The organism is Streptomyces sp. CRN 30 (assembly GCF_034105845.1).
Genome location: NZ_JAVRHI010000474.1, coordinates 22,608 through 48,756, shown reverse-complemented (window position 1 = coordinate 48,756; position 26,149 = coordinate 22,608). Strand labels below are relative to the sequence as shown.

General features: G+C 73.6%; 20 protein-coding genes, 1 tRNA gene and 1 pseudogene. 11 read left to right on the top strand and 11 right to left on the bottom strand.

From position 1 onward, the window contains the following. Positions 1 to 463 (top strand): DUF2087 domain-containing protein (locus UW392_RS53665; RefSeq protein ID WP_320782753.1); only part of this gene is annotated, 463 nt, incomplete at its 5' end. A gap of 38 nt (positions 464 to 501) precedes the next feature. Here the strand turns inward: UW392_RS53665 and UW392_RS53660 are convergent. Both UW392_RS53660 and UW392_RS53655 read right to left on the bottom strand, forming a co-directional pair. Then, on the bottom strand, positions 502 to 1,461 hold the full coding sequence (locus UW392_RS53660) for a D-2-hydroxyacid dehydrogenase family protein (protein WP_320782752.1): 960 nt from the start codon (positions 1,459 to 1,461) through the stop codon (positions 502 to 504). 37 nt (positions 1,462 to 1,498) lie between these two features. Further along, positions 1,499 to 1,574: transfer RNA gene (locus UW392_RS53655), tRNA-Arg, on the bottom strand. Between the two features lie 321 nt (positions 1,575 to 1,895). On the opposite strand from UW392_RS53655, the gene UW392_RS53650 reads away from it, so the two are divergent. The 6 genes from UW392_RS53650 (at position 1,896) to UW392_RS53625 (ending at position 9,672) form a co-directional block, all read left to right on the top strand. After that, complete coding sequence (locus UW392_RS53650; RefSeq protein ID WP_320782751.1) at positions 1,896 to 3,503, top strand: dynamin family protein; 1,608 nt, start codon at positions 1,896 to 1,898, stop codon at positions 3,501 to 3,503. Positions 3,504 to 3,506: 3 nt separating this feature from the next. Next, the gene (locus tag UW392_RS53645; protein WP_320782750.1) at positions 3,507 to 5,696 is read left to right on the top strand and encodes a YfjP family GTPase; all 2,190 of its coding nucleotides are present in this window, start codon (positions 3,507 to 3,509) and stop codon (positions 5,694 to 5,696) included. A 169-nt stretch (positions 5,697 to 5,865) separates the two neighbouring features. Further along, positions 5,866 to 6,375 (top strand): single-stranded DNA-binding protein, encoded by a 510-nt coding sequence (locus UW392_RS53640; RefSeq protein WP_320782757.1) that lies wholly within the window; start codon positions 5,866 to 5,868, stop codon positions 6,373 to 6,375. Between the two features lie 271 nt (positions 6,376 to 6,646). Continuing rightward, a complete protein-coding gene (locus UW392_RS53635; protein WP_320782749.1) occupies positions 6,647 to 8,062 on the top strand; it encodes a TQXA domain-containing protein in 1,416 nt (471 codons plus the stop codon). A 45-nt stretch (positions 8,063 to 8,107) separates the two neighbouring features. Then, on the top strand, positions 8,108 to 8,578 hold the full coding sequence (locus tag UW392_RS53630) for a hypothetical protein (RefSeq protein WP_320782748.1): 471 nt from the start codon (positions 8,108 to 8,110) through the stop codon (positions 8,576 to 8,578). A 371-nt stretch (positions 8,579 to 8,949) separates the two neighbouring features. Continuing rightward, entirely contained in the window at positions 8,950 to 9,672 is a 723-nt protein-coding gene (locus tag UW392_RS53625) for an alpha/beta hydrolase (RefSeq protein ID WP_320782756.1), read from the top strand. A 29-nt stretch (positions 9,673 to 9,701) separates the two neighbouring features. On the opposite strand, the gene UW392_RS67185 is transcribed toward UW392_RS53625, so the two are convergent. Further along, positions 9,702 to 9,827, bottom strand: a complete 126-nt coding sequence (locus tag UW392_RS67185; RefSeq protein ID WP_414497565.1) for a hypothetical protein — start codon at positions 9,825 to 9,827, stop codon at positions 9,702 to 9,704. A 278-nt stretch (positions 9,828 to 10,105) separates the two neighbouring features. On the opposite strand from UW392_RS67185, the gene ettA reads away from it, so the two are divergent. Genes ettA through UW392_RS53605 form a run of 3 tightly spaced genes read left to right on the top strand, consistent with a single transcriptional unit; the run spans position 10,106 to position 12,894 of the window. Continuing rightward, entirely contained in the window at positions 10,106 to 11,770 is a 1,665-nt protein-coding gene (gene ettA, locus UW392_RS53615) for an energy-dependent translational throttle protein EttA (RefSeq protein WP_320782747.1), read from the top strand. A gap of 6 nt (positions 11,771 to 11,776) precedes the next feature. Beyond that, positions 11,777 to 12,226: a thioesterase family protein gene (locus tag UW392_RS53610; RefSeq protein WP_320782746.1), complete on the top strand. Its 450-nt coding sequence runs from the start codon at positions 11,777 to 11,779 to the stop codon at positions 12,224 to 12,226. After that, on the top strand, positions 12,223 to 12,894 hold the full coding sequence (locus UW392_RS53605; protein ID WP_320782745.1) for a hypothetical protein: 672 nt from the start codon (positions 12,223 to 12,225) through the stop codon (positions 12,892 to 12,894). Before UW392_RS53610 ends, UW392_RS53605 begins: the two co-directional genes overlap by 4 nt. Before the next feature lie 14 nt (positions 12,895 to 12,908). On the opposite strand, the gene UW392_RS53600 is transcribed toward UW392_RS53605, so the two are convergent. After that, positions 12,909 to 13,313 (bottom strand): globin, encoded by a 405-nt coding sequence (locus UW392_RS53600; protein WP_320782744.1) that lies wholly within the window; start codon positions 13,311 to 13,313, stop codon positions 12,909 to 12,911. A gap of 83 nt (positions 13,314 to 13,396) precedes the next feature. On the opposite strand from UW392_RS53600, the gene UW392_RS53595 reads away from it, so the two are divergent. Beyond that, entirely contained in the window at positions 13,397 to 14,404 is a 1,008-nt protein-coding gene (locus UW392_RS53595) for a methyltransferase domain-containing protein (protein ID WP_320782743.1), read from the top strand. Between the two features lie 65 nt (positions 14,405 to 14,469). On the opposite strand, the gene UW392_RS53590 is transcribed toward UW392_RS53595, so the two are convergent. The 7 genes and pseudogenes from UW392_RS53590 to UW392_RS53560 all read right to left on the bottom strand — a co-directional run bounded on the left by UW392_RS53590 (position 14,470) and on the right by UW392_RS53560 (position 25,934). Next, entirely contained in the window at positions 14,470 to 15,849 is a 1,380-nt protein-coding gene (locus tag UW392_RS53590; RefSeq protein ID WP_320782742.1) for an FHA domain-containing protein, read from the bottom strand. Positions 15,850 to 15,921: 72 nt separating this feature from the next. Then, complete coding sequence (locus UW392_RS53585) at positions 15,922 to 17,268, bottom strand: VWA domain-containing protein (RefSeq protein ID WP_320782741.1); 1,347 nt, start codon at positions 17,266 to 17,268, stop codon at positions 15,922 to 15,924. 109 nt (positions 17,269 to 17,377) lie between these two features. Then, positions 17,378 to 18,865, bottom strand: a complete 1,488-nt coding sequence (locus tag UW392_RS53580; RefSeq protein WP_320782740.1) for a protein phosphatase 2C domain-containing protein — start codon at positions 18,863 to 18,865, stop codon at positions 17,378 to 17,380. Between the two features lie 3 nt (positions 18,866 to 18,868). Beyond that, positions 18,869 to 21,379 (bottom strand): annotated as a pseudogene (locus tag UW392_RS53575) (tetratricopeptide repeat protein); the annotation flags it as partial. A 659-nt stretch (positions 21,380 to 22,038) separates the two neighbouring features. Beyond that, positions 22,039 to 23,346, bottom strand: a complete 1,308-nt coding sequence (locus tag UW392_RS53570; protein ID WP_320782739.1) for a hypothetical protein — start codon at positions 23,344 to 23,346, stop codon at positions 22,039 to 22,041. Between the two features lie 84 nt (positions 23,347 to 23,430). Beyond that, positions 23,431 to 24,483, bottom strand: a complete 1,053-nt coding sequence (locus UW392_RS53565; RefSeq protein WP_320782738.1) for a glutamate ABC transporter substrate-binding protein — start codon at positions 24,481 to 24,483, stop codon at positions 23,431 to 23,433. Between the two features lie 29 nt (positions 24,484 to 24,512). Then, positions 24,513 to 25,934, bottom strand: a complete 1,422-nt coding sequence (locus UW392_RS53560) for a hypothetical protein (protein ID WP_414497564.1) — start codon at positions 25,932 to 25,934, stop codon at positions 24,513 to 24,515. Positions 25,935 to 26,149: the final 215 nt, after the last annotated feature.

The window sequence follows — 26,149 nt, the reverse complement described above, 5'->3', positions numbered from 1 at the left end:
GCGCGAGGCGGGCACGGTGGTCCCCGCCGCCGACGGGGGCCTCGTGGTGGCCCACGACCGCTTCCGGGACGCCGCGCGGGCGGCCCGCCCGGCCCCGGCCGCGGACGACGGGGACCGCGCCGACATGGTCGTACGGACCTTCGTACGGGACGGACGGCTGGTCCGGCTCCCGGCCCGCTGGACCCGCAAGAAGCTGGTCCTGCGCCACATCGCCGAGCGGACGTTCGCGCCCGGGGTGGAGTACCCGGAGCGCACGGTCGACGAGAAGCTGCGCGCCTGGACGGAGGAGGGGGAGGTGGACCATGTGACGCTCCGGCGCCACCTGGTGGACCTGGACCACCTGCGCCGGAGCGACGGGGTCTACTGGCGCCCGAGCCACTCTCAGGAGACGGACACGGAGACGGCGGCGGAGACACGGCCACAGAAGCGGACCGCGACGGCGACGGCGACGCAGACCGCCTGAGGGCTGCTCCTCTGCCCCTCCGGAAGCCCGCGCTCAGGTCAGGGCAGTCGGCGCACCGGCGCACCGGCCAGATACGCCCGGACGGCCTCGACGGCCTGCCCGTAGTACGTGGCGTAGTTGCCCCGGGTCACGTAGCCCAGGTGGGGCGTGGCGAGCAGGCGCGGGGCGCTGCGCATCGGGTGGTCGGCGGGCAGCGGCTCGATGTCGAAGACGTCGACCCCCGCCCCGGCGATCCGGCCCTCGCGCAGGGCGGCGAGGAGCGCGTCCTGGTCGACGATGGCGGCGCGCGAGGTGTTGACGAGGTAGGCGGTCGGCTTGAGGAGGGCGAGTTCGGCCGCGCCGAGCAGGCCCCGGGAGCGGTCGCCGAGCGCCAGGTGGACGGAGACGAAGTCGCTCTCGGCGAGGAGCGTCTCCTTGTCCGGTACGTACTCGACGCCGACCTCGTCGGCCCGCTCCGGGGTGAGGTTCCGGCTCCACGCGCCGACCTTCATCCCGAAGGCGAGGCCGACCTGCGCGACGCGGCTGCCGATCTTGCCCAGGCCGAGCAGCCCGAGGCGCCGTCCGTGCAGATCGGCGCCGACCGTGCGCTGCCAGGGACCGCCCTCGCGCAGCCCGTTGCTCTCCTCGACGAGACCGCGGGCGAGGCCGAGGAGCAGTGCCCAGGTCAGCTCGACGGGCGGCGTGGAGGAGGAGGCGGTACCGCACACGGTGACGCCGTGCGCCTCGGCGGCGGCGTAGTCGATGACGCTGTTGCGCATCCCGGAGGCGACGATGAGCCGCAGTCGCGGCAGCCGGGCGATGACGGACGCGGGGAAAGCCACCCGTTCGCGCAGCGTGACCACGATGTCGGCGTCGGCGAGCGCCGCGACGAGCGCGTCCTCACTGCCGGGATGCGCGGCGAGCGACACGACGTCGACGTCGTCCGCGACGGGCGTCCAGTCGGCGACCTCGGTCGCCACCCGCTGGAAGTCGTCGAGAACGACACACCGCAGACGCACCTGGTGGGTTCCTTCGCCATCGGTCGACAACGGGCAGTGGCGCCCCCGGCAGGACTCGAACCTGCGGCCAAGCGCTTAGAAGGCGCCTGCTCTATCCACTGAGCTACGGGGGCCTGGTGTGGTGGCCTCTGTCGTGGTGCCCGGGTCAGGGCTGATCCGTGACGTTGCCGGGGACAAGGATAGGGCTCCCGGCTCCGTGTCCCTGTTGCTTCCCCTCCGTGGCTCGATGTGGAGGTTCGGTGAAGCAGCATCGATAATCGCAGGCAGGTACGAATCGTGCATCGCTTTTGGCATCTTGCGCATCGGGTGTTGTGCACTCGTTATGCCTGGACTGTGTTCCCGTCCCACTCGCCCCTTCCGTCCCAAGTGTCAGGTCGGCGCGCAGACATACTCATATGCTTCAGAATTCCCCTAAAATTGGGCATTCTTCACACGTGGTGACCTTGGACGTACGGCCTCAGCTGCTCGACGCACTCTCCGCCCTGCGCGACCGTGTCGCGGCCGCACGCTTCCCGCTGCCCCTGGCGGGGGCCCCACGCGCGCGTGCCAACCGTGACGAACTCCTCGCCCAGCTCGACGACTATCTGGTGCCCCGGCTCAGAGAGCCCGAATCGCCGCTGCTCGCCGTAGTGGGCGGCTCCACCGGGGCCGGGAAGTCCACGCTGGTGAACTCGCTCGTCGGCAGACGCGTCAGCGAGGCCGGCGTGCTGCGGCCGACGACCCGGACCCCCGTGCTGGTCTGCCATCCGGAGGACCACCACTGGTTCAGCGGCATGCGCGTGCTGCCCGACCTCACGCGCGTGTGGGTGCCCCACCAGGAGCCGGGCGACGACCTGCTGCTCCCCGGCGAGAACCCCGCGCGCGTACTGCGCATCGAGACCGCCGACACCCTGCCGCCGGGCGTCGCCCTGCTCGACGCGCCCGACATCGACTCCCTCGTCGCCGACAACCGCACCCTGGCCGCCGAGCTGATCTGCGCCGCCGACATCTGGGTGATGGTCACCACGGCCGCGCGGTACGCCGACGCCGTGCCGTGGCACCTGCTGCGCACGGCCAAGGAGTACGACGCCACCCTGGTCACCGTGCTCGACCGGGTGCCGCACCAGGTGGTGTCCGAGGTGTCCCGGCAGTACGCGGCGCTGCTCACCAAGGCCGGACTGGGGGACGTACCCCGGTTCACGGTGCCCGAGCTGCCCGAGTCGGCCTGGGGCGGCGGACTGCTGCCCGCCACCGCCGTCGCCTCGCTGCGGACCTGGCTCGTGCACCGCGCGCAGGACCCCGCCGCCCGCCGGCACGTCATGGCCCGTACGGCGTACGGCCTCCTGGACTCCCTGAAGTCCCGGATGCCCGAGCTGGCCGGTGCCGCCGCCGCCCAGTACTCCGCCGCCCTGCGGCTCACCTCCGCCGTCGACGCCTCGTACGACAGCGAGCACGCGCGCGTACGGGGCCGGCTCCAGTCCGGCGCCGTGCTCGCCGGGGACGCGCTCAAACGCTGGCGCTCCTTCCCGCTCGACTGCGCCCCCGGGGAACTCCTCGACTCGCTCGTGGAGAGCCTGAGCGCGCTGCTGCTGTGCGCCGTCACCGCCGCCGACGAGCGCGTCGACGAGGCGTGGCGGCGCGAACCGGCCTCCGCCGCCCCCGCCCTGACGGTTCGTGACCCCGATCCGGACGGCGCCGAGCACCGGATCGGCCTGGCGGTGCGGCGGTGGCGGCGCGAACTGGAGGAGTACTCCGAGGAGGAGGTCCGCGAACTCGACCGCAGCCTCGCCCCCGACCCCGAGGTGATCGCCGCCCTCGTCGCCACCGTGCTGCTCGGCGGACGCCGCGCGCGGACCGCCGGGGAGGGACTCGCCGAGCGGATCGGCGCCCATGGCGCGCTGCGGCTGCGGGACCGCGGCGGGAGCCTGCTCAGCGAGCACGTCGACCGGATCATGCACACGGAACGCGAGCGCCGGCTCGCCCCGCTGGACGCCCTGGACGTCCACCCCGAGCCGCAGGCCGAACTGATCGCCGCGCTGTCCCTACTGCAGAAGGAGAGGTGACCGGTGACCGCCGTCACTGATCAGGACCCCACCGAGCACACCGATCACCCGGGGGGCGAGGGCGGAGCCGACGCCGGTGACAGTCGTGGTGCCGCCGCGTCCGAGGAGCACTCCGAGAGCAGGAAAGGGCTGCGGGCCTTCCTGCGCCGGGACGGCTCGGGGGGCACCCGCGGCCGTACGGGCTCCGCGCGACGTCCGGACGAGCACGCGGACAGGCACACGGACGGGCACGCCGACAGGCCGGGAGGCGGGCATGCCGACCGGCAGCCGGGCGGGCACGACGGGCCGCTGGACGGGCCGGTGGACGGGCGGGTGGACGGGCGGGTGCGCAGGCACGCGGGCCGGCCCGCGGACGGGCACGCCGACGGGCGCGTGGACGAACCCCACGCGCGCGTGGAGCGCCGTGAGGACCGCGCGGAGGACGAGGAAGGCGCCTGGGACGACGGACTGATCGCGCGGCGCGTGACCGGCGCCGACGAGGGCACCACCGCGATCGTCGGCGGGATCGGCGCCGCCGAACCCTTCCCCGTCACCGAGCCCCGTACGTCCTCCGGCGTCCCGTCCGTGACCCCGCTCGCCTACGACGGCCCGCTCCGCTCCCGGCTCGACGCGATGCGCGAACTGGTGGGACTCTCCCGCACCCGCCTCGACAGCAGGACCCTCGCCGAGGCCGGCCGGGTCCTCGACGAGGCCGCCGCGCGGCGACGGCTCTCCGGACAGCACACCGTCGTCGCGCTCGCGGGCGCCACCGGCAGCGGCAAGTCCCAGCTGTTCAACACGCTGGCCGGGGTGAACATCTCGGAGACGGGCGTACGCCGCCCCACCACGGCCGCGCCCATCGCGTGCAGCTGGAGCGACGGCGCCGCGACCCTCCTCGACCGGCTCGGCATCCCCGGCCGCCTCCGCAGACGGCCCGTGCAGCCGCCGGACGGCGACACCCAACTGCGCGGACTCGTCCTGGTGGACCTCCCCGACCACGACTCCGCCGCCGTACAGCACCGCGAGCAGGTGGACCGCGTCCTCGCCCTCGTCGACGCCGTCATCTGGGTCGTCGACCCGGAGAAGTACGCCGACGCCGTACTGCACGAGCGCTATCTGCGTCCGCTCGCGGGCCACGCCGAGGTCACCTTCGTCGTCCTCAACCAGGTGGACCGGCTGCCCGGCGAGGCCGCCGAGCAGGTCCTCGACGACCTGCGGCGCCTGCTCGACGAGGACGGCATCGCGCTCGGGGAGTACGGCGAGCCGGGCGCGACCGTACTGGCGCTGTCCGCGCTCACCGGCGACGGCGTCGGCGAGCTGCGCGAGGCGCTCGGCCAGTTCGTGGCGAGCCGCGAGGCACCGGCGCTCCGCATCGCCGCCGACGTGGACGCCGCCGCCTGGCGGCTCCGCCCCGTGTACGTCACCGGCCGGCGCACCGGCCTCAGCGAGGAGGCACGGGAGGAGTTCGCCGGGCGGCTCGCGGACGCGGTGGGCGCTACCGCCGCGGGCGAGGCCGCCGAACGGGCCTGGCTGCGCAACGCCAACCGCGCGTGCGGCACGCCCTGGCTGCGGCTGTGGCGCTGGTACCACGACCGGCGCGAACCCCCCACGGGCCGGCTTCCGCTGCGCAACCAGGCGGACGAGGAGGCCACGGCCCGCCAGCGGGTGGAACAGGCGGTGCGTACGGTGGCCGACCACGCGTCGACCGGACTGCCCGCGCCGTGGGCGCAGGCGGTGCGCGAGGCGGCGGTCCGCGGCTCCCAGGGGCTGCCCGAGGCGCTCGACGAACTGGCGGCGCGTTCGGGTCTGCCGCCGGGGCGTCCGCCGCGGCCCGGCTGGTGGCCGATGGCCGTGCTGGCGCAGGCGTCCATGACGTTGCTGCAGGTGGTGGGCGGCCTCTGGCTGCTCGGCCAGATCATCGGGGTCATGTCGCCCAACCTGGGCGTGCCGGTGCTGCTGATGGTGTGCGGCATCGTCGGCGGCCCGCTCATCGAGTGGAGCTGCCGCATGGCGGCCCGCGGCCCGGCCAGACGGTACGGCCAGGACGCCGAGCGGCGCTTGCGGGAGACGGCGGCCGGGTGCGGGCGGGCCCGCGTCCTGGACCCGCTGGCGGCGGAGCTGCTGCGGTACCGGGAGGTACGGGAGCAGTACGGGCGGGTGACGGGGGCGGGCGGACAACTCACTCTTACGGGTGACGAAGTTATCCACAGGTGAGAGGTGGTCCACAGGCCCCGGCGGGTTCGCCGGGGCCTCGGCATTCTGGCCGTGCGGCGATCGCGACGGACGCGGTCGGCACGGCCGTACGGGACTGTCCCGTCGGCCCGCTCGCCCGGTGCCGAGCCGGTGGTGGCCCGGCGCACGGGTGGGGGAGGGGATGGCGAAGATGAACGAGACGACGGTGTGCGTGGTGGGGAACGTGGCGACGCGACCGGTCTACCGGGAGCCGGCGAGCGGCCCGTCGCTGAGGTTCCGGCTAGCGGTCACCGCCCGCTACCGGGACCGCGAGAAGAACGCGTGGACGGACGGCCACACCAATTTCTTCACGGTGTGGGCCAACCGGCAGCTCGCCGCCAACGCGTCGGCGTCGCTGGAGGTGGGGGACCCGGTCGTCGTGCAGGGCCGGCTGAAGGTGCGCAGCGACGTGCGCGAGGGACAGAGCTGGACGTCGGCGGAGATCGACGCGGTGGCCGTCGGCCACGACATGGCCCGCGGGACGTCGGCCTTCCGGCGGGCGAGCCGCCCGGAGGGCGCGGCCGTGCCACCGCGCCCCGAGCCGGACTGGGAGACACCGGAGGGTGGCGGTGGCGGTCGTGACGGCGGTGGTGATGGCGACGGGGACGCGGATGCTGCCGTTCCCGGCGCACGGCAGCCGGAGCCCGCGGCGGTGACCTGACTCCCGGATTCCCGATTACTGCGAACTGCTGGCGAGTTGGTGGCTTATCGGCGGATGTGAGCCGGCCGAACCGGACCGGATGCGTCGATAAGCCCTGCTCACGAACGGTCTCGCGATAACGATTCCGAGAAGGATCCGTGAGCGTGACGGCCCTACGGGAAAGCACGGTCCGGCAGATCCTTAGGATGCCGAACAGGCCTCGTGGGGCCGCTGATTCTGCAGGTGGGACCGTGCCCCCCATGTCAACAGGTCCTGCTCGAAGGGAAATGTGGTGCTTGCTTCGCTGTCTCACCTGTCCGCGCACCGACGAGGCGCGGCGCGCCTCGCCGCCTCCACGCTGGTGTCCGCGCTGGCCGCCACCGCCGTGGTGACCGGCGCCGGCCGCGCGGCCGCGGAGGAAACGGCACCGCAGGGCCAGGGCGGCGCCACGGCCACCATGGACGGCCTCAAAACGTACGGCACCGCCGTGATCCACGACGACGAGACCGGCGACCAGGAGGTGTCGGCCGGCCTGTTCGAGATGTCCGTGGAGGGCGGCGGCATGCTGCAGACCTACTGCGTCGACCTCCTCAACCCGACGCAGAAGGACGCCAAGTACCACGAGACCGCCTGGAGCGGCACCTCACTGGGCGTCAACGAGGACGCGGGCCGCGTCCGCTGGATCCTGCAGAACTCCTACCCGCAGGTCAACGACCTCGCGGCACTCGCGGAGAAGGCGGGCATCCGCAGCGGGCTCACCGAGGAGGACGCGGCGGCCGGGACGCAGGTGGCGATCTGGCGCTACTCCGACCAGGCCGACGTGGAGGCCCTCGACCCGCAGGCGGAGCGGCTCGCGGACTACCTGGAGAAGAACGCCCGCTCCGTCGCCGAACCGAAGGCGTCCCTCACCGTCGACCGGCCCGCGGTCTCCGGCCGGCCGGGTGAGCCGCTCGGGCCGGTGACCGTGCACACCAACGCGGGGAGCGCCGTCGTGACGCCGCCCGCCGACTCCGCCACCAGCGGGGTACGGATCGTCGACGAGGAAGGCACCCCGGTCACCACCGTCGCCGACGGCGGCCAGGTCTGGTTCGACGTGCCCGAGGACGCGGCGGCCGGTACGGCCACGCTGAGCGTGCACGCCTCGACCACCGTGCCGGTCGGCCGGGCCTTCGCCTCGGACAGCCGCAGCCAGACCCAGATCCTCGCCGGTTCCAGCGAGTCGACGGTCACCGCGACCGCGACGGCGAACTGGGCGAAGGGCGGCGCGATACCCGCCCTGTCCGCGGCGGAGAACTGCACCGCGGACGGGCTGGACATCACGGCGGTCAACGAGGGCGACGAGGCGTTCACGTTCCAGCTGGCGGAGGACGAGTACACCATCGCGGCCGGGGAGACGAGGACGATCACCGTCCCGCTCCAGGAGGACCAGCCCTACGACTTCACCGTCAGCGGCACGGACGGCTTCGAGCAGCGCTTCACGGGTGTCCTCGACTGCCACACCCGCGTCGACACGGCGGGCGACGCGACTCAGACCCTGGGCGAGCCCAGCCCCGTGACGACGGTCGCGGCCCCCTCGGACGTCAACCTCGCCGACACCGGCGGCTCGGAAGTGACCCCGCTGATAGGCGCACTGGCCCTGACCTTGGTCACCGTGGGAGGCGCGACCCTGCTCGTGATACGGCGCAAGGGGGCCCGGTCCGAGTCCTGAGAAAGTTACTGATCGTCCGGGTGTCCCTGTGGCACGATCCGTGCCGTGGAGTGGACGACGCTGGTGGGGACGGGCCTGGGAGCCGTGTTGGGTGTGGGAGCCACACTCCTCGGCGAGCATGTGCGATGGCGGCGCACCGTCAAGGACAACCGGCTGCAGGATCGCCGGAACCTGTACGTGGACTGCCTCGTCTCGCTCCGCAGGGCCCACGAGGCCATGCGGCTGGCGGCCGACGAAGACTACGACACCCCGCAGGCCAGAGCGGTCAAAGTCCGGCAGTTGTTCGTGGAGTCGGGTTGCGACGAGGCGCGTGAGCGGCTGATCCTCACGGCGACCGACGGGGTCATGGCGGCGATCGACGCTTCGTACCACTCGCTCCGGGAGGTCCGCGAAATACTCGCCGCCGGCAGTACGGTCGCGTCGGAGGACTACCAGGTGGCGCGGCAGGCACACGGGGACGCGACTCGGGCCGCCCGGGTCGTGCTCCGGCGGGAACTGAGCGCGCTGGAGGTCTGACGCGTCCGGTCGGGAGCGGTGCGCACCCGTCGGACACACGTAGGCAGGGCGGGTGACGATTGTCGTATCAGCGCTGGGTCGGCGGCAGCGCCGAAGTCGAGCACGGCCTGTTCGCTCCGCCGCTCCGCACGAGCGAACAGAGGAGGCGATCGCCCGGTTCAGCCGCCATCGCCCAGCCGCGGCCGCCGGACCACGCGGAAAACCCGTTGGCCGTCCGCGACGACCCCTGTTAGTTTCTCCCCGGCCGTGCGAGAGACGAGGAGGTGGTACCCGTGAACGCAGTTTCGACATGGGTGCTCCCCTCCGGGGTCACGGTCGGGCGGTAGGTCGTCCGGGAGCGCCGTCGCAGCGCACTCCCGAAAGGCATGACCATGCGCTTCATCTCCGAACAGCGGCTCGACGACGCGGTCGTCGAGCGTGACTTCACCCTCGGCGAGATCCCCGGCACGCTGTGGACGCCGGAATCCATCACGCCGGTTCCGCTGATCCTCATGGCCCACAACAACGGCCTCTCCCGGCGGGAGCCGCGGCTGGCTGCTCGCGCCCGGCACGCCGTGGCGCAGGGCTACGCGGTGGCGAGCATCGACGCGGCCGGCTGCGGCGAACGGCCCCGGACCGCCGCCGAGGAGCAGGCCCGCGCCGAGCTCCGCCGGGCGATGCGGGCAGGCGAGCCGGTGGACGACATCTTCGAGTCCCTCGTCGGCCCGCTGGTCGAGAAGGCGGCCCCGGACTGGCGCACCGCCCTCGACGCGCTCCTCGCGCTGCCCGGCATCGGCGGCGCGGTCGGCTACTCGGGCTGGGCCGCCGTCGGCATCCGCCTGGCGGCGACGGAACCGCGCATCGCGGCCACCGTCCTCTTCGCCGGGGGTTACGTCCCCCGGGCCCAGCGAGAGGAGGCCCGGACGGTCACCGTCCCCCTCCTCCTTCTCCTCCAGTGGGACGACGAGGGAAACCCCCGCCAACGGGCGCTGGACCTGTTCGACGCCTTCGGCACCGAGGAGAAGACCCTCCACGCCAATGTGGGCGGCCACACCGGCACGCCGTGGTTCGAGACGGAGGACGGGTACCGGTTCTTCGACCGCCACCTGAAGTGAGGCGAGCCCGCCGCGGAGCCGACCCGGTCTCACGTCACTGATGCCACCCAGCCGGCGAGTGCCGCCAGATCGGCGCCGGTGAGCCCGCTCGCCGGGGCGACGCGGTGCAGCAGCGCGGGCCCGGGACGCTCGGCGGCGACCCACAGGTGATCCATGGCGCCGATCTCGTCGTCGACCCAGCCGAACGGACGCCGACCGGCCCACGCGACCAGCGCAGGAGTCTTCCCCTGCAGGCCGCGCGGGCCGTCACCGGGCCGTCCAAGGCCCCCGACGTCGACCAACAGTGACCGACACCGACAGACGACCGTCCGGCCCCCGCCCAGAACCCCCAGGTCAGAGCCTCCCCCCGGAACACGTTTCCGCCCAGGGGTGGCGGTGCGGCAAGATGGGGTGTATCTGCCCACTGCCTGATTACGCTGCCGGACGGTTTCTCTTGGCTGAGTTCATTTACACCATGCGCAAGGCGCGCAAAGCGCACGGCGACAAGGTGATCCTCGACGATGTCACCCTGAGCTTCCTGCCGGGGGCGAAGATCGGCGTGGTCGGCCCGAACGGTGCCGGTAAGTCGACCGTCCTGAAGATCATGGCGGGACTGGAGCAGCCGTCGAACGGCGACGCGTTCCTGTCGCCGGGCTACACGGTCGGCATCCTGCTCCAGGAGCCCCCGCTCAGCGAGGACAAGACCGTCCTGGAGAACGTCCAGGAGGGCGTCGCCGAGGTCAAGGGCAAGCTCGACCGGTTCAACGAGATCGCCGAGCTGATGGCGACCGACTACTCCGACGCGCTGCTCGAAGAGATGGGCAAGCTCCAGGAGGACCTGGACCACTCCAACGCCTGGGACCTCGACGCGCAGCTGGAGCAGGCCATGGACGCGCTGGGCTGCCCGCCCGGCGACTGGCCCGTCAGCAACCTCTCCGGCGGTGAGAAGCGCCGCGTCGCGCTCTGCAAGCTGCTCCTTGAGGCCCCCGACCTGCTGCTCCTCGACGAGCCCACCAACCACCTGGACGCCGAGTCCGTCAACTGGCTGGAGCAGCACCTCGCCAAGTACGACGGCACCGTCGTGGCCGTGACCCACGACCGGTACTTCCTGGACAACGTCGCCGGCTGGATCTGCGAGGTCGACCGCGGCCGCCTGCACGGCTACGAGGGCAACTACTCCAAGTACCTGGAGACCAAGCAGACCCGTCTCAAGGTCGAGGGCCAGAAGGACGCCAAGCGCGCCAAGCGGCTCAAGGAAGAGCTGGAGTGGGTGCGGTCCAACGCCAAGGGCCGCCAGGCCAAGTCCAAGGCCCGCCTCGCGCGGTACGAGGAGATGGCCGCCGAGGCCGACAAGATGCGGAAGCTGGACTTCGAGGAGATCCAGATCCCGCCGGGCCCGCGCCTGGGCAACGTCGTCGTCGAGGTGAACAACCTCAGCAAGGCGTTCGGTGAGAAGGTCCTCATCGACGACCTCTCCTTCACGCTGCCGCGCAACGGCATCGTCGGCGTCATCGGCCCGAACGGCGCCGGCAAGACGACGCTCTTCAAGATGATCCAGGGCTTCGAGGAGCCGGACTCCGGTTCCATCAAGGTCGGCGAGACCGTCAAGATCTCCTACGTCGACCAGAGCCGCGAGAACATCGACCCCAAGAAGACGCTGTGGGCGGTCGTCTCCGACGAGCTGGACTACATCAACGTCGGACAGGTCGAGATGCCGTCCCGCGCGTACGTCTCCGCCTTCGGCTTCAAGGGCCCCGACCAGCAGAAGCCGGCCGGCGTCCTCTCCGGCGGTGAGCGCAACCGCCTCAACCTCGCCCTCACCCTCAAGCAGGGCGGCAACCTGCTGCTCCTCGACGAGCCCACCAACGACCTGGACGTCGAGACGCTCAGCAGTCTGGAGAACGCGCTCCTGGAGTTCCCCGGCTGCGCCGTGGTCGTCTCCCACGACCGGTGGTTCCTCGACCGGGTCGCCACGCACATCCTCGCCTACGAGGGCGAGAGCAAGTGGTTCTGGTTCGAGGGCAACTTCGAGTCGTACGAGAAGAACAAGGTCGAGCGGCTCGGCGCCGACGCCGCCCGCCCGCACCGTGCCACCTACAAGAAGCTGACCCGGGGCTGATCGATCTTGCGGCACATCTACCGCTGCCCGCTGCGCTGGGCGGACATGGACGCGTACGGGCACGTCAACAACGTGGTCTTCCTGCGCTACCTGGAGGAAGCCCGCATCGACTTCCTCTTCCGTCCGGACAAGGACTTCCAGCAGGGGTCGGTGGTGGCGCGCCACGAGATCGACTACAAACGCCAGCTCGTCCACCGGCACCACCCGGTCGACATCGAGCTGTGGGTCACCGAAGTACGGGCCGCGTCCTTCACCCTCACCTACGAGGTGAAGGACGACGACCTGGTCTACGTCCGGGCGTCGACGGTGATAGTCCCCTTCGACTTCGAGGCGCAGCGGCCCCGCCGGATCACCGCCGAGGAACGGGAGTTCCTCGACGAGTACCGCGACGACCGGGCCGGTGACGGCAAGGGCGACGAGGACGACAAGAAGAAGGAGGAGGCCGTCGCCGCATGACGGTCCTCCACCTCGCCGACGAGGGGGAGGCGGCGGACCTCGCGGCCTTCCTCTCCCGGCTGCTCCACTACGACCGCGGGGCCGCCGTCCGGCTCCAGGCGGCCGGCACCACGCTCGCCGTCTTCGGCCGGCCGCCCTCCTTCGAGGTGCTGACCATCCGCGCGGTACGGCTGGCCAAACCGTACGAGGACGGGCTCGACGCCACCCTCGACGTGACCGTCTCCGCCGGTGAACTGCTGGAGGCGGCCGACGAGAAGGCCGCCACCGCCGCCGTGCCCGGCGCGGTCACCGGGCCGCCCTGGGCGGGTGTACTGCCGCCGCGCGGCGGCTGGCGGCCGGAACCGGGGCTGCCGCCCCTCGACGCCCTGCGCTCCCTCGTGGCCGCGGGCGTCGCGGAGTTCCGCGCCCGCACCGGGGAACTCGCCCCCGAGCACCGCACCCGCGCCGAACTCGACCGCATCGGACGGGACATCTGGTCCCGCACGGTGGCCGGGACCCGGCTGCCGGTCCGGGCCGTGCACGCGGCCCAGTCCCTCGGCTTCCTCCGCGCCGGCGAGAGCGGCCTCGGACTGGTCTCCTCCGGCACCTGGCTGCGCCTGCGCACCGCCTACGGCTCCGTCGCCGTACGCCGGATAGGCACCGCCACCCTCGGCATCAGCGTGGCCTGAGCCTCACTGACCGGTCAGCCCGGGGTGTTGACCATGGATGCCGCCGCGTACGTCAGGTAGTTCCAGAGCGTGCGCTCGTGTTCCTCGGAGAGGTCCAGGTCGTCGACGGCGGCGCGCATGTGCTTCAGCCAGGCGTCGTGGGCCGCCTGGTCCACGGTGAAGGGGGCGTGCCGCATGCGCAGCCGGGGGTGGCCGCGGTTGTCGCCGTACGTCGTCGGGCCGCCCCAGTACTGCATCAGGAACAGCACCAGACGCTCCTCGGCCGGGCCGAGGTCCTCCTCGGGGTACATCGGCCGCAGGAGCGGGTCCCCGGCGACGCCCTCGTAGAAGCGGTGGACGAGGCGGCGGAAGGTCTCCTCGCCGCCGACCTGCTCGTAGAAGGTCTGCTCCTGAAGCGTGCCGCGCCGAATCTCATTCACGTTTCCATGGTCTCAGACCAGGGGGACCAGGACCTGGGCCCTAGGACCCGCTCCGTCCCGGCCGCCGACCGTACTGTGGAGACATGGGCGGATACGTTCCCGGAAGCGGGAGGAACGGCGGTGGTGGGGACGCGGAGTCCCTCGCCGGTCCGGCGCGGGGGGCGCTGGTGCGCGAGATCGAGCTGAGCGGCGCCTGGGCGGCCGACCCGGTATGGCGTTCGGCGTTCGCCACGGTCCCGCGCCACCTCTTCGTGCCGTACTACTACGTCGGCGTCGCCGGCGGCTACGAGCGCCGCTGGGAGGGGCACCCCGACCCGGCGGCGCGCGAGCGGTGGCTGCGCGGCGCCTACGCGGACGTGCCGCTGGCCACCCGGCTGCGCGACGGCGAACTGCTCTCCTCCAGCAGCCAGCCCTCCCTCATGGCGATGATGCTGACCGAACTGCGCGTCCGGGACGGCGACCGCGTCCTGGAGATCGGCACCGGCACCGGCTACAACGCGGCGCTCCTCGCCCACCGGCTCGGCGACGACACCCTGGTCACCACCGTCGACCTCGAACCGGAGATCACCGAGTCCGCCCGCCACCACCTCGCCGCCGCCGGACACCGGCCGGCCGTCGTCACCGGCGACGGCGCGCGCGGCGTCCCCGAGCACGCCCCGTACGACCGGATCATCGCGACCTGCACGCTGCCCGCCGTGCCGCGGGCCTGGCTCGGACAGTGCCGGCCCGGCGCCCGGATCCTGGCGCCCTTCGCCACCGGGCTGCTCGCGCTCACCGTGGACGACGCGGACCGCGCGGAGGGACGCTTCCTGCGCACCGCCGCCTACTTCGTCCCGCTGCGCGGCGGCGGCCGGCCCGAACCCCGGGCACCCGGGCTGAGCGGGGTGCCGCGGCGGGCCCGCGAGGACGACCTGTTCCGGTTCCTGCTGGCCCTGACCCGGGGCGGGCTCGACCCGCAGGAGGCGTACGCGCTCTGGGAACGCGAGCGCGCGCCGCGCCGGGAACGGTTCGGAGTCACCGTCCGCGGCGAGCGCGCGTGGGCCTGGCTGGACGACCCGGAGGGGCCGTACGTCTGGCCCCTCCCGAGCTGAGCCGGTTCCCTCCGGCCCCGCGCAGGCCAGCCGCGCAGGCCAGCCGCGCAGGTCGGCCGCGCCGGTCAGCCGCGCCGGATCGTGATCGTCGTCCACGCGCCGACGTGCACGCGGTCCCCGTCCTGGAGCGGGACCGGCACGAACGGCTGGATCGGCTCCTCGCCGCCGTTGACCGTGGTGCCGTTGGTCGAGTTCTGGTCGACGACCGCCCAGCTCCCGTCCGGCTGCTGCACCAGCACCGCGTGCTGGTGCGAGACGCCCGGGTCCTCCGGCGGCACCGACAGGTCGATGTCCGGGGTGTCGCCGGTGGAGTGCCGGCGGCGGCCGATCGTCAGCTGGTTGCCGGTGAGCGGACGCTGCTGCTCCGGCGAGTACGCGGGGAGGTTCAGACCGGCGGCCTCCGGGCCCGAGCGCTGCATCATCGCCATGAAGTAGTCGCGGTCCGGACCGATGGTCGCCGTCCAGGGCCCCTGCGGCTGCTGAGGCGGCTGCGGCTGCTGGGGAAAGCCGGAGGCGGGGGGCGCCTGGTGGCCGCCGGGCTGCGGGTAACCGTAGCCGCCCTGCGGGCCGGGACCGCCGGGAGCACCGGGGCCGGTCGGGCCGCCGCCGGGCGGGGCGATCTGCCAGTCGTCGTCACCTCCACCGCCACCGCCACCGCCGCCGAAGGGCTGCTGCGGCCGGTTGGTCTCCTGCGGGAACGCGGGGGGAGCCGGCGGGCCGGCCTGCTGCTGGAAGGAGGGCGGGGGCGGGGGCGCTGACGGGTTACTCCCCGGACCGGTGGGTCCGCCGCCAGGGCCGCCAGGGCCACCGGAGCCAGGGCCGTAGGGGTTGGGGCCGCCGGGCTGGGGGGCGCCGGGGCCGTAGGGGTTCGGGCCGCCCGGCTGTGGGACGCCGGGACCGCCGGGACCGCCGGGGCCGGTGGGTCCGCCCGGGTTGGTGCCGTGCGGGCCGGGGCCGCCGGGGTACGTCCCGCCGGGGCCCGGCTGGGGCGGGAGCGGGCGGGACGGGTCGCCGCCGAAGCCCGGGGGGCCCGGTGGGATCGGTTCGGCGGGGCGGTTCACCTGGGAGGGGCGTGAGCCCTGGTACTCCGGCGGGCGGGCGCCCGGGTAGGCGTCACCGCCGTACGAGGGCCCCGATTGCTGCTGGAAGTGGGGCGGCGGGGCGGACGCCGGCCGGGGCGCGGCCGGGGTGTACGACGTCGCCGTGTTGGTCAGGAAGTTCCACCGGCACTCCTCGCAGAACGGCGCACCGCCCTCACGGGGCGTGCGGCACTGCGGGCACAGCTCGGGGCCGGCTCCGGGGCCGCCGGGTGCCGGCGGCGGGAAGCCGTACCCGCCCGCCGGGGGCGGCGGGGGAGGCGGAGGCACGGCACCGGCCATGCGGTGACCGCAGACCTCGCACCAGTCGTCGGAACCCGACTGGTGTCCGTTCGGGCAGGTCGGCATGTCGGCGCGTCCCCCTTTCCTGCAGGGTCCTACTACGGCAGCGCGTACGACACTTCGTACGTCACTCGTACGTCACTTCTTTACACGAACAGTCTTTGTGGACCGGGTTTCGAGAGTCATCTCGTCGGCCTCCTCGACCTTCGCCTTCAGTCGCACAGTACCTGCCGCGGCGTCGACCACGTCCACCACCTTCGCAAGCAGTTTCGCAGTATCCGCGTTCCCGGAGGCGCTGGCGAGCTGAACCGCACGGCCCAGTTTGGCCGTTGCGCCGTCGGCATCTCCCGATTTACGCAGATCCAACCCCTGTTGGATGACTTGTGCCAGTTCCGCTTGCCCCGTGTAGTGGGCGACCTGAGGGTTGATGGACGTGGACGCGGCCATGTCGTCCGTCCACACCGCCCGTACGAGACCCTGTGCCCCCAGGTTGTGGACGGACCCGTCGGGCTGCGGTACGACCAGCGCCACCCGCGCCGCCAGCATCTCCTGGCCCAGACCGGCGGCGGAGACCTCCACGCAGACGTGGTAGTCGCGGGACTCGTCGCCCCAGGAACCCGTGGGATAGTCACCGGCCCGCGGTGTCACCTCGGTGCGGCGGGCGGTCAGTTCCTCGACCGTCGGCGCGACCTGTTTGACGAACTTCACGGTGGAGCCGGCCGGTGTCCACAGCCGCAGGGCGACGTCCGCGACCTCCTTGCCCATGGCCGTCTCCATCATCCGCGTGAAGTCGGCGGCGAGACCGGCCGGATCGGCGACGATGTCGGCGGTGCCGAGCAGCGCCGAGGCGACGCCTGTGACTTCTTTCACTTCCCAGTCGGTGCCCACGCCCCGGGCGTCACAGGTGAACCGCCCGGCACAGGCGTCCAGCGTGGCCTTCAGGTCCTCGGCCGACTCGTGCTCGTTGCGGCCGTCGGTGAGCAGGATGCCGTGCCGGATGGCGACGTCCGCCGGGGACAGCAGCCGGTCGGCCAGCCGCAGCCAGGTGCCGATCGCGGTGCCGCCCCCCGCGCTGAGCTTGCGCAGGGCGAGTTTCGCCTGCTCGCGGGTAGTGGCGTCGGCGACCGCGAGGCGCCCGCCGCCCGGGTAGACCTCCTTGGCGACGTGGGTGCCGCCGATGACCGAGAAGTGCGTCCCGTCGCGCAGGGTGTCGATCGCGGCGGCCGTGGCGTCGCGCGCGTTGCGCATCTTGGTCGGCGGGTAGTCCATCGAGCCCGAGCAGTCCACCATGACCGCCACGGCCGCCGACGGGCCCTGGCCGGGTGCGTACAGGTGGGGCGCCCCGACCGCGGTGCCGACCGTGCCGCCGCCGGTCGCCGACACCGTCACGATCGCGTTGACCTCGCGGCCGCCCTCGGGCAGGTACTCGTTCTGGTAGACGTCCACCGAGAACTGCGGCACGTTCGACTTCGAGAAAATGGCCATGCCCGTTCGCATCCCCCTCGACGACATCCCCACCGAGGTGGGGCGGTGGCGTTGAGCGGACCGCCCCCTGCGGCCCGCGAGGCCCCGGGCACGCGGACGGGCCGGTGCCTCAGGCCGATCCTGCCCCCTGCCGCGGGAGCGGGAACGGCACCACCGCCACTGTTACGTTGTCGTGGCCCCCGCCGTCCAGGGCGTGACCGACCAGGACGCGGGCGCTGTGCAGCGGGCGGTCGGCGGCGTCGGGCGGCACGGCCTCGGCCATCTCCCGTGCCGACTCGGCGTAGTTCCACAGCCCGTCGGTGCAGACCACGACCACTCCTGGGCGGTCCGGCTTGAACGACGCGGTGTGCGGCTCGAGCTCGTAGGCGTCCGCGCCGAGCCAGCCGGTGATCGCGTGGGCGCGCTCGTCGGCGTACGCCTCGGCCTCGCTCATCAGGCCCGCGGCGACCATCTGGGCGGCCCAGGAGTCGTCCTCGGTGAGCCGGGCGGCCGGTGCGGTGCGGTCCGCCGGGACCCAGTAGACGCGGCTGTCGCCGACCCAGCCGACGACCAGCAGGCCGGCGGCGACGACGGTGCCGACGAGGGTGCAGGCCGGGGCGTTCTGGTGCGGGGAGTGCTCGCGGGCCTCGGCGGGCTCGTCCGCCAGCGCGTCGACCGCGTGCGCGGCGGCGACGATGGCGTCGTGCATGGCCTGCTGCGGGTGGGTGCCGCGGGGCAGGGCGGCCAGCAGGGTCTCGCGGGCCGCGCGGGACGCGGCGAGGGACGCCTCGTCCGGGCGGGTCGCCGAGGAGACGCCGTCGCAGACGATCGCCACGGAGGCCGGGGTGCCGTCGGGCAGCGCGGTGTGGCCGATGCCGAAGGCGTCCTCGTTGCGGTGGTGGCGCAGGCCCCGGTCGCTGACGGCGGCCAGCGGGCCGCACTCCTGCTCCATGTGGTCGCGCTCGCGGGGCTGGGCGTGCCCGCAGTTCTCGCAGTAGCCGTCGTCGTCGACCCGTCCGGCGCGGCAGGCGACGCACAGCGACTCGGCGGCGACGGGGGTGCTCGCACCGACGGGGGCGCTTTCGCCGGCGGGAGTGCTTCCGCCGACGCGCGGGTCGGGTGCCTGGAGGAGGTACTCGTCGGGTTCCTGCGCCCGGCCGGCCCGTTCCTCGGTCCCGGTTCCCGTCCCGGGCGGCACCGTCACCGGAGCCACCGACGGCAGCGGCGGGACCGTCGGCATGGGCGGAGCCCCGGCGGGCAGCGGACCGCCGGCCGGGGCCTGCCGGGGCAGGGAGCCGTTGTCCGGCCGCTCGGGGGGCAGGGAGCCGTCGTCCGGGTGCTCGGGAGGCAGCGGGCCGCCCTCCGAGTCCGTGCCCGGGAGGTCCGTCGGGCGGTGGGGTGGTTCGGGGCGGGCGGGGGCGGTGGCCGGGGGCCAGTCCACGTTCTCCGGCGGCCCAGGGGGCGCCGCGCCGTTCATGACGATCGTGGGGCTGTCCGTCGCGGCGGGCGCGGCGGACAGGTCCACCCCGCACGCACCGCAGAAACGGTCCCCCGATTCCAGGGGCTCCGCACAGCTGGGACACTTCGGCACAGCGGCCTGCCGGGGCATCTGCGACATCAACTACACCCACGTCCGGGGGCGGTAACGGTTGGCACGTTCCACCAGGTCGATCCTCTCCTCGCCGCCTCGGGCCAGCCGGGCCAGCGTGCGGTACGAACGCTCCAGCCCGAAGCGCAGGCCCCGCTCGTCCAGACTGCTGCCGAGCAGCGACCGGTCCCCGTCGGCGTCGCCCGGGGAAGAGGCGGAACCCCTGCCCCCGGAGAGTACCCAGTCCAGGGCGGAGCCGAGGACTTCGGCCGACAACTGTTCCCGGCGCGCCGGGTCAAGACCGTACTGGTCCAGCGCCTCGACCTGCCGGGCGGCGGCCGTCAGGTCCGCCAGGAACGGTACGTCGCCGGCGGTCGCCGTCCGCTGCCGCAGCCGCGCCCGCACGGCCGCCATCCGCGCCGCCGTGTAGTGGATGGACGACTCCGGCACCGACTCCAGCGTCCGTACGGCGCCCTGCCGGTCACCCGTCGCCAGCCGCACCCGCGCCAGGCCGAACGCGGCGCTGACGTAGCTCGGGTCGGTCGACCAGACCAGCCGGTAGTACTCGGCGGCGTTGTCCAGCTGCCCCAGCACCTCGGCGCACAGCCCGAGTCCCAGCTTGGGCGCGGTCTCGCCGGGGAAGGCGTCGTAGATCGCGTCGAAGGAGAGCGCGGCGACCTCGCGGTCGCCGGTGACCAGCGCGGCCACGCCCCGGTACCAGACCACCCGCCAGTCGTCGGGCCGTTCCGTCTCCAGGACGGCCAGCGACGCCAGCGCGGCGGCGGCCTCGCCCTGCTCCAGGCGGGCCCGGATCTCCCGCAGCCGCGTCTCGACCGACGGAGCGGGCGCGGCGGCCAGCGCCCCCAGCAGCTCACCCGGCGCGGAGGTCATCAGCCCCGCCAGGAAACCGGCGTTGGGATCGGTGGGGTCGACCCGCGGGACGGGCAGCGCGAGCGCGGCCTGCGGGGAGTCGGCCTCCTTGACCAGGCGGGGCGCCGGGGGAGGACCCGGCGGGGCGGACCGGTCCCTGGGCCGCGGCGGGCGGGTGCCGAGGCGCGACACCTCGCCGTCCAGCTTCGGGAACAGTTCGGTGTCGGTGATCCGCAGCTCGGGTCCGAAGAGGGTGGACAGGGCGGGCCTGGCCCGGCCCGACTGGAGCGAGACGACCTCCCGCAGCACCCCCGTCAGCTGCTCCGACATCTCCTGCGCGGAGGCGAACCGGCGGGCCGGGTCGGGGTCGGTGGCCCGCACCAGCAGCCGGTAGAAGGACTCGTACCGGCGGAAGACGTCGATGGTGTCGGGGTCGGGGAGGGAGTCGGCGTACACGTTGGTGTAGCCCTGGAAGTCGAAGGTCAGCACGGCCAGGGTGCGGCCCACCGTGTACAGGTCGGAGGCGAGGGACGGGCCGGTCACCGCGACCTCGGGCGCCTGGTAGCCGACGGTGCCGTAGATCGCCGACTCCTCGTCGTCCATCCGCCGGACCGCGCCCATGTCGATCAGCTTGAGCTGGTCCTCGGTCTGGATGGCGTTGTCGACCTTGAAGTCGCAGTACAGCAGGTTCCGGCTGTGCAGGTGCTCCAGGGCGTCGAGGGTCTCGATGCCGTACGCGCAGGCCTGTTCGACCGGCAGCGGGTCGCGCCGGCCCTCCGGGGTGCGCCGCGCGTTGGCGATCTCCTTGAGGGACTTGCCGCCGACGTACTCCATGACGATGTAGCCGTCGAGGGAGCCCGTGCGCTGGTCGAGGTGTTCGACGAAGTTGTAGATCCGCACGATGTTGGCGTGCTCGATCTCGGCGAGGAACCGGCGCTCGGAGATCGCCGCGGCCATCGCGTCCTGGTCGCCGGTGTCCAGCAGGCCCTTGAGGACCACCCAGCGGTCGGAGACGGCCCGGTCGACGGCGAGGTAGATCCAGCCGAGCCCGCCGTGCGCGAGGCAGCCGACCACCTCGTACTGGCCGTGCACCACGTCCCCCGAGACGAGCTTCGGCACGAACGAGTACGGGTGGCCGCACTTGGTGCAGAACCCCTCGGTACGGCCCGGACGGGCGGCCCGGGACCGGCCGACCGGCGCCCCGCAGTCCGCGCGCGAGCAGAACCGCTTGCGCTCGGGCACCTCCGGGTTCTCCAGCACCATCGACCGCGGGTCGGGGCGCGGGATCGCCGGCACCTGCACCAGCCCGGCGCCGAGCCGGCCGCGCGCGGAGGACCCGGCCGACGAGCCCGAGCTGCGTACCGACACCGAGCGGCTCGTGCGGCCCGACACCGAACGGGAGAGCCGGCCCGACACCGAGCGCCGGGACTTCGAGGACTGCGACGACGTCCGTGAACTGCCGCTGCCGGAGCGGCCGGAGCCGGGGCTGCCGGAGCCGGGGCGGCGCGACCCGTGCGAGCCGCTGCCCTCGGCGGTGACGCCGGTGGGTGTCGAGCCGACCAGCCCGGACGGGGAGACCACGGGCGCCAGTCCGCAGGTGTCGCAGTAGAGTTCGCCGCCGCCGACGTCCTCGTAACTCCCGTCGCAGCCGGGACGCTGGCAGGCGCGTGGCGCACTCGGTGAGACGGCGCTTCCCGAAGCGGGGCTGCCCGGAGCGGCGCTGCCCGGAGCGGCGCTCCCCGAAGGGGCGCCTCCGGGAGCTGCGCTCCCCGAAGGGGCGCCTCCGGGAGCTGCGCTCTCCGACGCGCTGGGCTCCGAGGAGACGGGCCCCGTACCGTCGGGCCCCGTACCGTCGGGCCTCGCGCCGTCGGGCTCCGCGCCGTCGGGCCGCGCGGCAGCGGGTTCCGAAGCGGCGGGCTCCGACGTACCGGGCCGCGGCTGCTGCCCCGCCCCGCCCGTCGGGGACTGCCCCGCTCCGCCCGTCGGGGGCTGCTCCGCTCCGCCCGTCGGGGGCTGCTCCGCCCCGCCCGTCGGGGTCTGCCCCGCCCCGCCCGTCGGCGGCCGCTTCGTCCCGACCGCCGCGAGCCCGCAGGTGTCGCAGTAGAGTTCGCCGCCGCCGACGTCCTCGTAGGCGCCGTCGCAGCCGGGGCGCCGGCAGGCGCTCCCCGCCCGGTCCGGTGCCTTCGTCCGCGACCCGCCCGCCTCGCTCATCTCCCCGTCGCCCCCTCGTCGTCCGCCCCGTACACGCGCCCGGGGTCGCTCACGCGCGCGGTGCCGTCCACGCGCGCGGTGCCGTCCACGTGCCCGGTGCCGCTCACGTGCCCCGGGGCCGCTCACGCGCCCGGCCCCGTCCCCTGTGTCCGGTCCGCCGGGCCGTTGGGCTGGCCGGGGACCTGGGGGGCGGCCAGCAGTTCCACGGCTGCCCACTGGTAGCGCAGCACCGTCTCCTCGGCGACCCGCAGGTCGCAGGGGGCGCTCCAGAGCATCCGGCGGGCCTTCTCGTACTTCTCCACCAGTTCGGGGTCCTCGGCGAGTCCGTGCCGGGCGACCTTGGCCTTGTAGGCGTCGAGCCGGCCGCGCAGCTCGGCCCGCACGGCGAGCGGCGCGGTCACCGCGGTCAGCGACTCCCGGGCCCGGATCAGCTCGTCCTCCGCCTTCTGCTCCAGGGATTCGAGGAGCGGGGAGAGCCGGTGCCACTGGGCGTGCCGGCGGTACTCGGCGGCCGCCGCGAGCTGCTCCTGGAGCACGGTCGGCGGGCCGCTGACCACCGGCACCTCCGTGGCCGCGATCTTCGCCAGGACCTCGCCGCGCGCCGTGCGGGCCTCGGCGAGGGTGCGGTCGGCGCGCGAGAGCACGTCCCGCAGCCGTACGATCCGCTGCTCCGCGTCCTGGCGGACCGTCAGCACCGCGTCGATCTCCCGGCGCACGTCCTCCAGGGCGCGCGCCTCGCGGTCGTAGACGGTGGTGTCCGGACGGCCGCCGCCGGGCGCCGAACTGCCCTCGGCGGGGACCCAGTAGGCCAGCGGGTCGGAGATGACCTGCTCGCGCAGCCGGGTCAGGGTGTGGGTGATGCCCTCCAGGTCGTCGCCGGCCGGGTGCTCGCCGGGCCGGACGCCCACGGAGTGCGCGAGGCGCCGGGTGCGCTGCAGTTCGGCGGAGAGCAGGTCGATCCGGGCGGGCAGCGCCGACCAGACGGCGTCGGCGGCGACCACCATGTCCAGGGAGGACGCGTACAGCTCGTTCATCCGGTCCACGAGCGCGGCCAGTGAGAAGTGCTCGCTGAGCCGTCCGTCCCCCGCGCCGGCCAGCGTCACCGACTCGCCGCGCAGCAGCTCCGTCAGCTCCACCAGGTCCTCGCGGCTGGACCAGCGGCGCCGGGCGCGGACGTCCCGGGCGGTGCGCAGGGCGGCGGCGTAGGCGTCGAAGTACGACCACAGCAGGGTGATCGACGCGTCCGTGTCCTTCCAGCGCTCCGCGGTGACGCCCGTCAGCTCGGCGCCCTCCAGTAGTCTGCGGCCCGCGTGGTCCTGGAGGGCGAGGAGCGAGGTCTCGATCGCCTCGTGCTCCGCGCCGAGCCGGGCCAGCGCACGGTCCACCTCGTCCCGGTCCATCACCGGCCCGGTGGGTCCCGTGACGCCCATCGATCACCCCTCGCTACGGTCGGTCTCGCGGTCTCTCGATCTCGCGGTCTTGCGGTCTCGGTTGACGGTTCGGCTGCCGGTCGGTCAGTTGTCGCGCAGGTACTGCGGCTCCGGCGGCTCCGACTTCGCCATGTCCTCGTCGGTCCCGCCCAGTGTCGCCGACAGCCAGCGCTCGTACGAGCGCTGCCAGCCGTCGGGTTCCTCGCGGAAGTTCACCAGGACGCTGTTCACCCGGCGTACCAGGTCGTCGGCGTCCTTCCGCATCGCCACGCCGTAGTACTCGGTGGTGAACGCGTCGCCCTTCAGCTCGACCGTGGGGTCCTGCGCGGCCTGGCTCGCGGCGAGCGCGCCGTCGGTGACCACCGCGTCGACCTGGCCGAGCTGGAGCCGTACGAGGCAGTCGAGTTGGTTGGGGACGGTGGTGTCCAGGTTCGCGGACGCCACCAGGTCGCCGTCGGCCCTGTCGGCCTCCAGCGTCTCCTGCGCGGTCGAACCGGCCGCCGTGCAGATCCTCTTGCGCGCGAGCGTCGCGTCGTACCCGGTGATGTCGGAGGACTTGGGGGCGAGGAGCTGCTGCCCGGTGCGGAAGTACGGGGCGGAGAAGGCGACGTCCTGGAGGCGGTCGCAGTTGATGGTCATCGTGCGCACCACCATGTCGACGCGGCCCTCCTGGATCGCCGGGATGCGCTGGTCGGTGGGGATCGCCTTGAACAGCACGGCGTCCGGGTCCCCGAGGATCTCCTCGGCGATGCGGTGCACCAGGTCGATGTCGAAGCCCTCCAGTGCGGCGGTGCCGCCGCTGTTGGGGTCGCGGTAGCCCCAGCGGTAGCTGTTCTGGTCGACGCCCACGACCAGCTTGCGCTTCTCCGCCGGGCGGCTCTTGATCTCCTCGATGGTCGGGCCGTCGGCGTCGGACGGGGAGAGGGTCTGCTTCTCCGGGTCCGCGCACTCCGCCGCCGCGCGCGCCTGGCTGCCGTGGGAGACCCGGGAGGAGCCGCCCGTGCCGCCCGTCCCGCGGTCCTCGGACCGCACCTCGGGCAGCAGCAGCGCGAAGAGCAGCGCGAGGGCGCAGCCGATGGCCATCGCGCCCACGCCGCCCCAGCCCTTCAGCCGGGCCCGCAGAAGTCGTGCTCGCATCCTCGCGCCCCCTCTCCGGTGTCCGCCGCTCACCGGTACTCCGACAGCCTGCGGCCTATGCCGAGGACCGCACCGGCCGCGCCCAGCACGGCCAGCGCGGCGGAGCCCTCGGGCAGGCCGGTCAGGGCGCCGAGGCCGTCCCCGGCCGCCCGCTCGAACTCCTTCTCCTCGTGCGTCAGGGCCTGGGCGAGCCGGGTGTCGACGCCGTCGAAGCACTCGGCCGTGGCGCCGTCGCCGCCGATCACCAGTTCCAGGGCCCGCTGGTAGTCGCCGTTCTCGTCCTCCGCGCGGGCGGCCTTGTGGCGTTTCTGCCACTCCGCCATGTTCCCGGCGGCGGCCACCACCGGGGCGCGGCCCGCGGTGTCGTCGGCGAGCCGCCGGGCCGCGGTCAGTCCCTTGTCGAGGCTTCTCATGTTGGCCTGGTAGTCGAAGTCGTAGGCGTCGACGCTCTTCCCGCCCACATCCTTGCTCTCCGCTCCGCGCGCCACCAGGGTCAGGTTCTCGTTGCCCCGGGCCTTCAGGGAGGCCAGCCGCGCCTCGTGCAGCACGTTCAGCGAGCGGACGCCGTGGTCGTAGGAGCCGTCGAGGTTCGAGCGGGCGACGGTGTGGCCGACGGCCAGCCAGATCAGGACGACGCCGGTGGCGGCCGTCGCCGCGACCAGGCCGTGGTTGAGGACCCGGTTGGTACGCCGGTAGCTGCGGTGCTGGGCCCAGGCCAGCACGGCCAGCGCGAGGACGCCGAGGGCGATCGCGGCCCAGGGGCGGCTCTCGGCGTCGCCGTAGTCGTCGTTCAGCCGGTCGTTCTCGGTGAGGTAGAGGGTCTCCGCCTGGGGGAGCATCTTGGTCTGCATCGTCTCGTTGGCGTAGCGCAGGTAGGCGCCGCCGACGGGGAAGCCCTGGCGGTTGTAGGTGCGGGCGCGCTCTATGAGGCCCTTGTACTCGGGCAGCAGGCGGTTCAGGTCGGCGATCGTCGCCGCGGACGCGGAGCCGGGCTCGGAGTTGGCGGCGGCTGTCACGAGCCCCTCGGCGGCGGTGCGGATGCCGCGCTCGTAGTCCTCACGGGACTCCTCCGTCTCCTGGCCGCCGGCGAGGAACCCGGTGGAGGCCGCGGTGTTGGCCTCGGCGAGGGAGCGGTAGACGGCGGCGGCGTCGGAGGTGAGCGGCTGGCTGCGGTGGAGCACGTCGTCGGCGGCGCTCGCCCGCTCCGTGGTCTGCCAGGCGGTGACGGCGCCGAACGCGACGACGAGGAGGGCGAGGAGCGCGCCGATGGCGCGGAGCCGGCCGGGTTCGGTGACGGCGGCGTCCCGCAGCCGCTCGACGCCCTCGGCGAAGGCGGTGCGGCGCGGCGGTACGGGGCCGGGCGGGACCGGCGGCGCGGGAGGCTGCGCGGGCACGGGCGGGGGGAGCACGGCCGGGCCCGGCGGCGCGCTGCCGTTCGGCGGTCGAGTCACTGCTGACCTCCCCCATGGTCATCCGTCGCCGCAAGTATCGCTGTCCGGGCCGGGAAGCGCACCGGCCTTCACACGATCTTGTACGGCCCCTCCCGGCCACGACCGTTCGCGTGCTCGCTCGCGTACTTGCTCGCGTACTTGCGTGCGTGCTCGCTCGCATGCTCGCGGGCGCCGTTTTGTACCACCCCTGCCCATCAATACGCCCCGGGAACCGG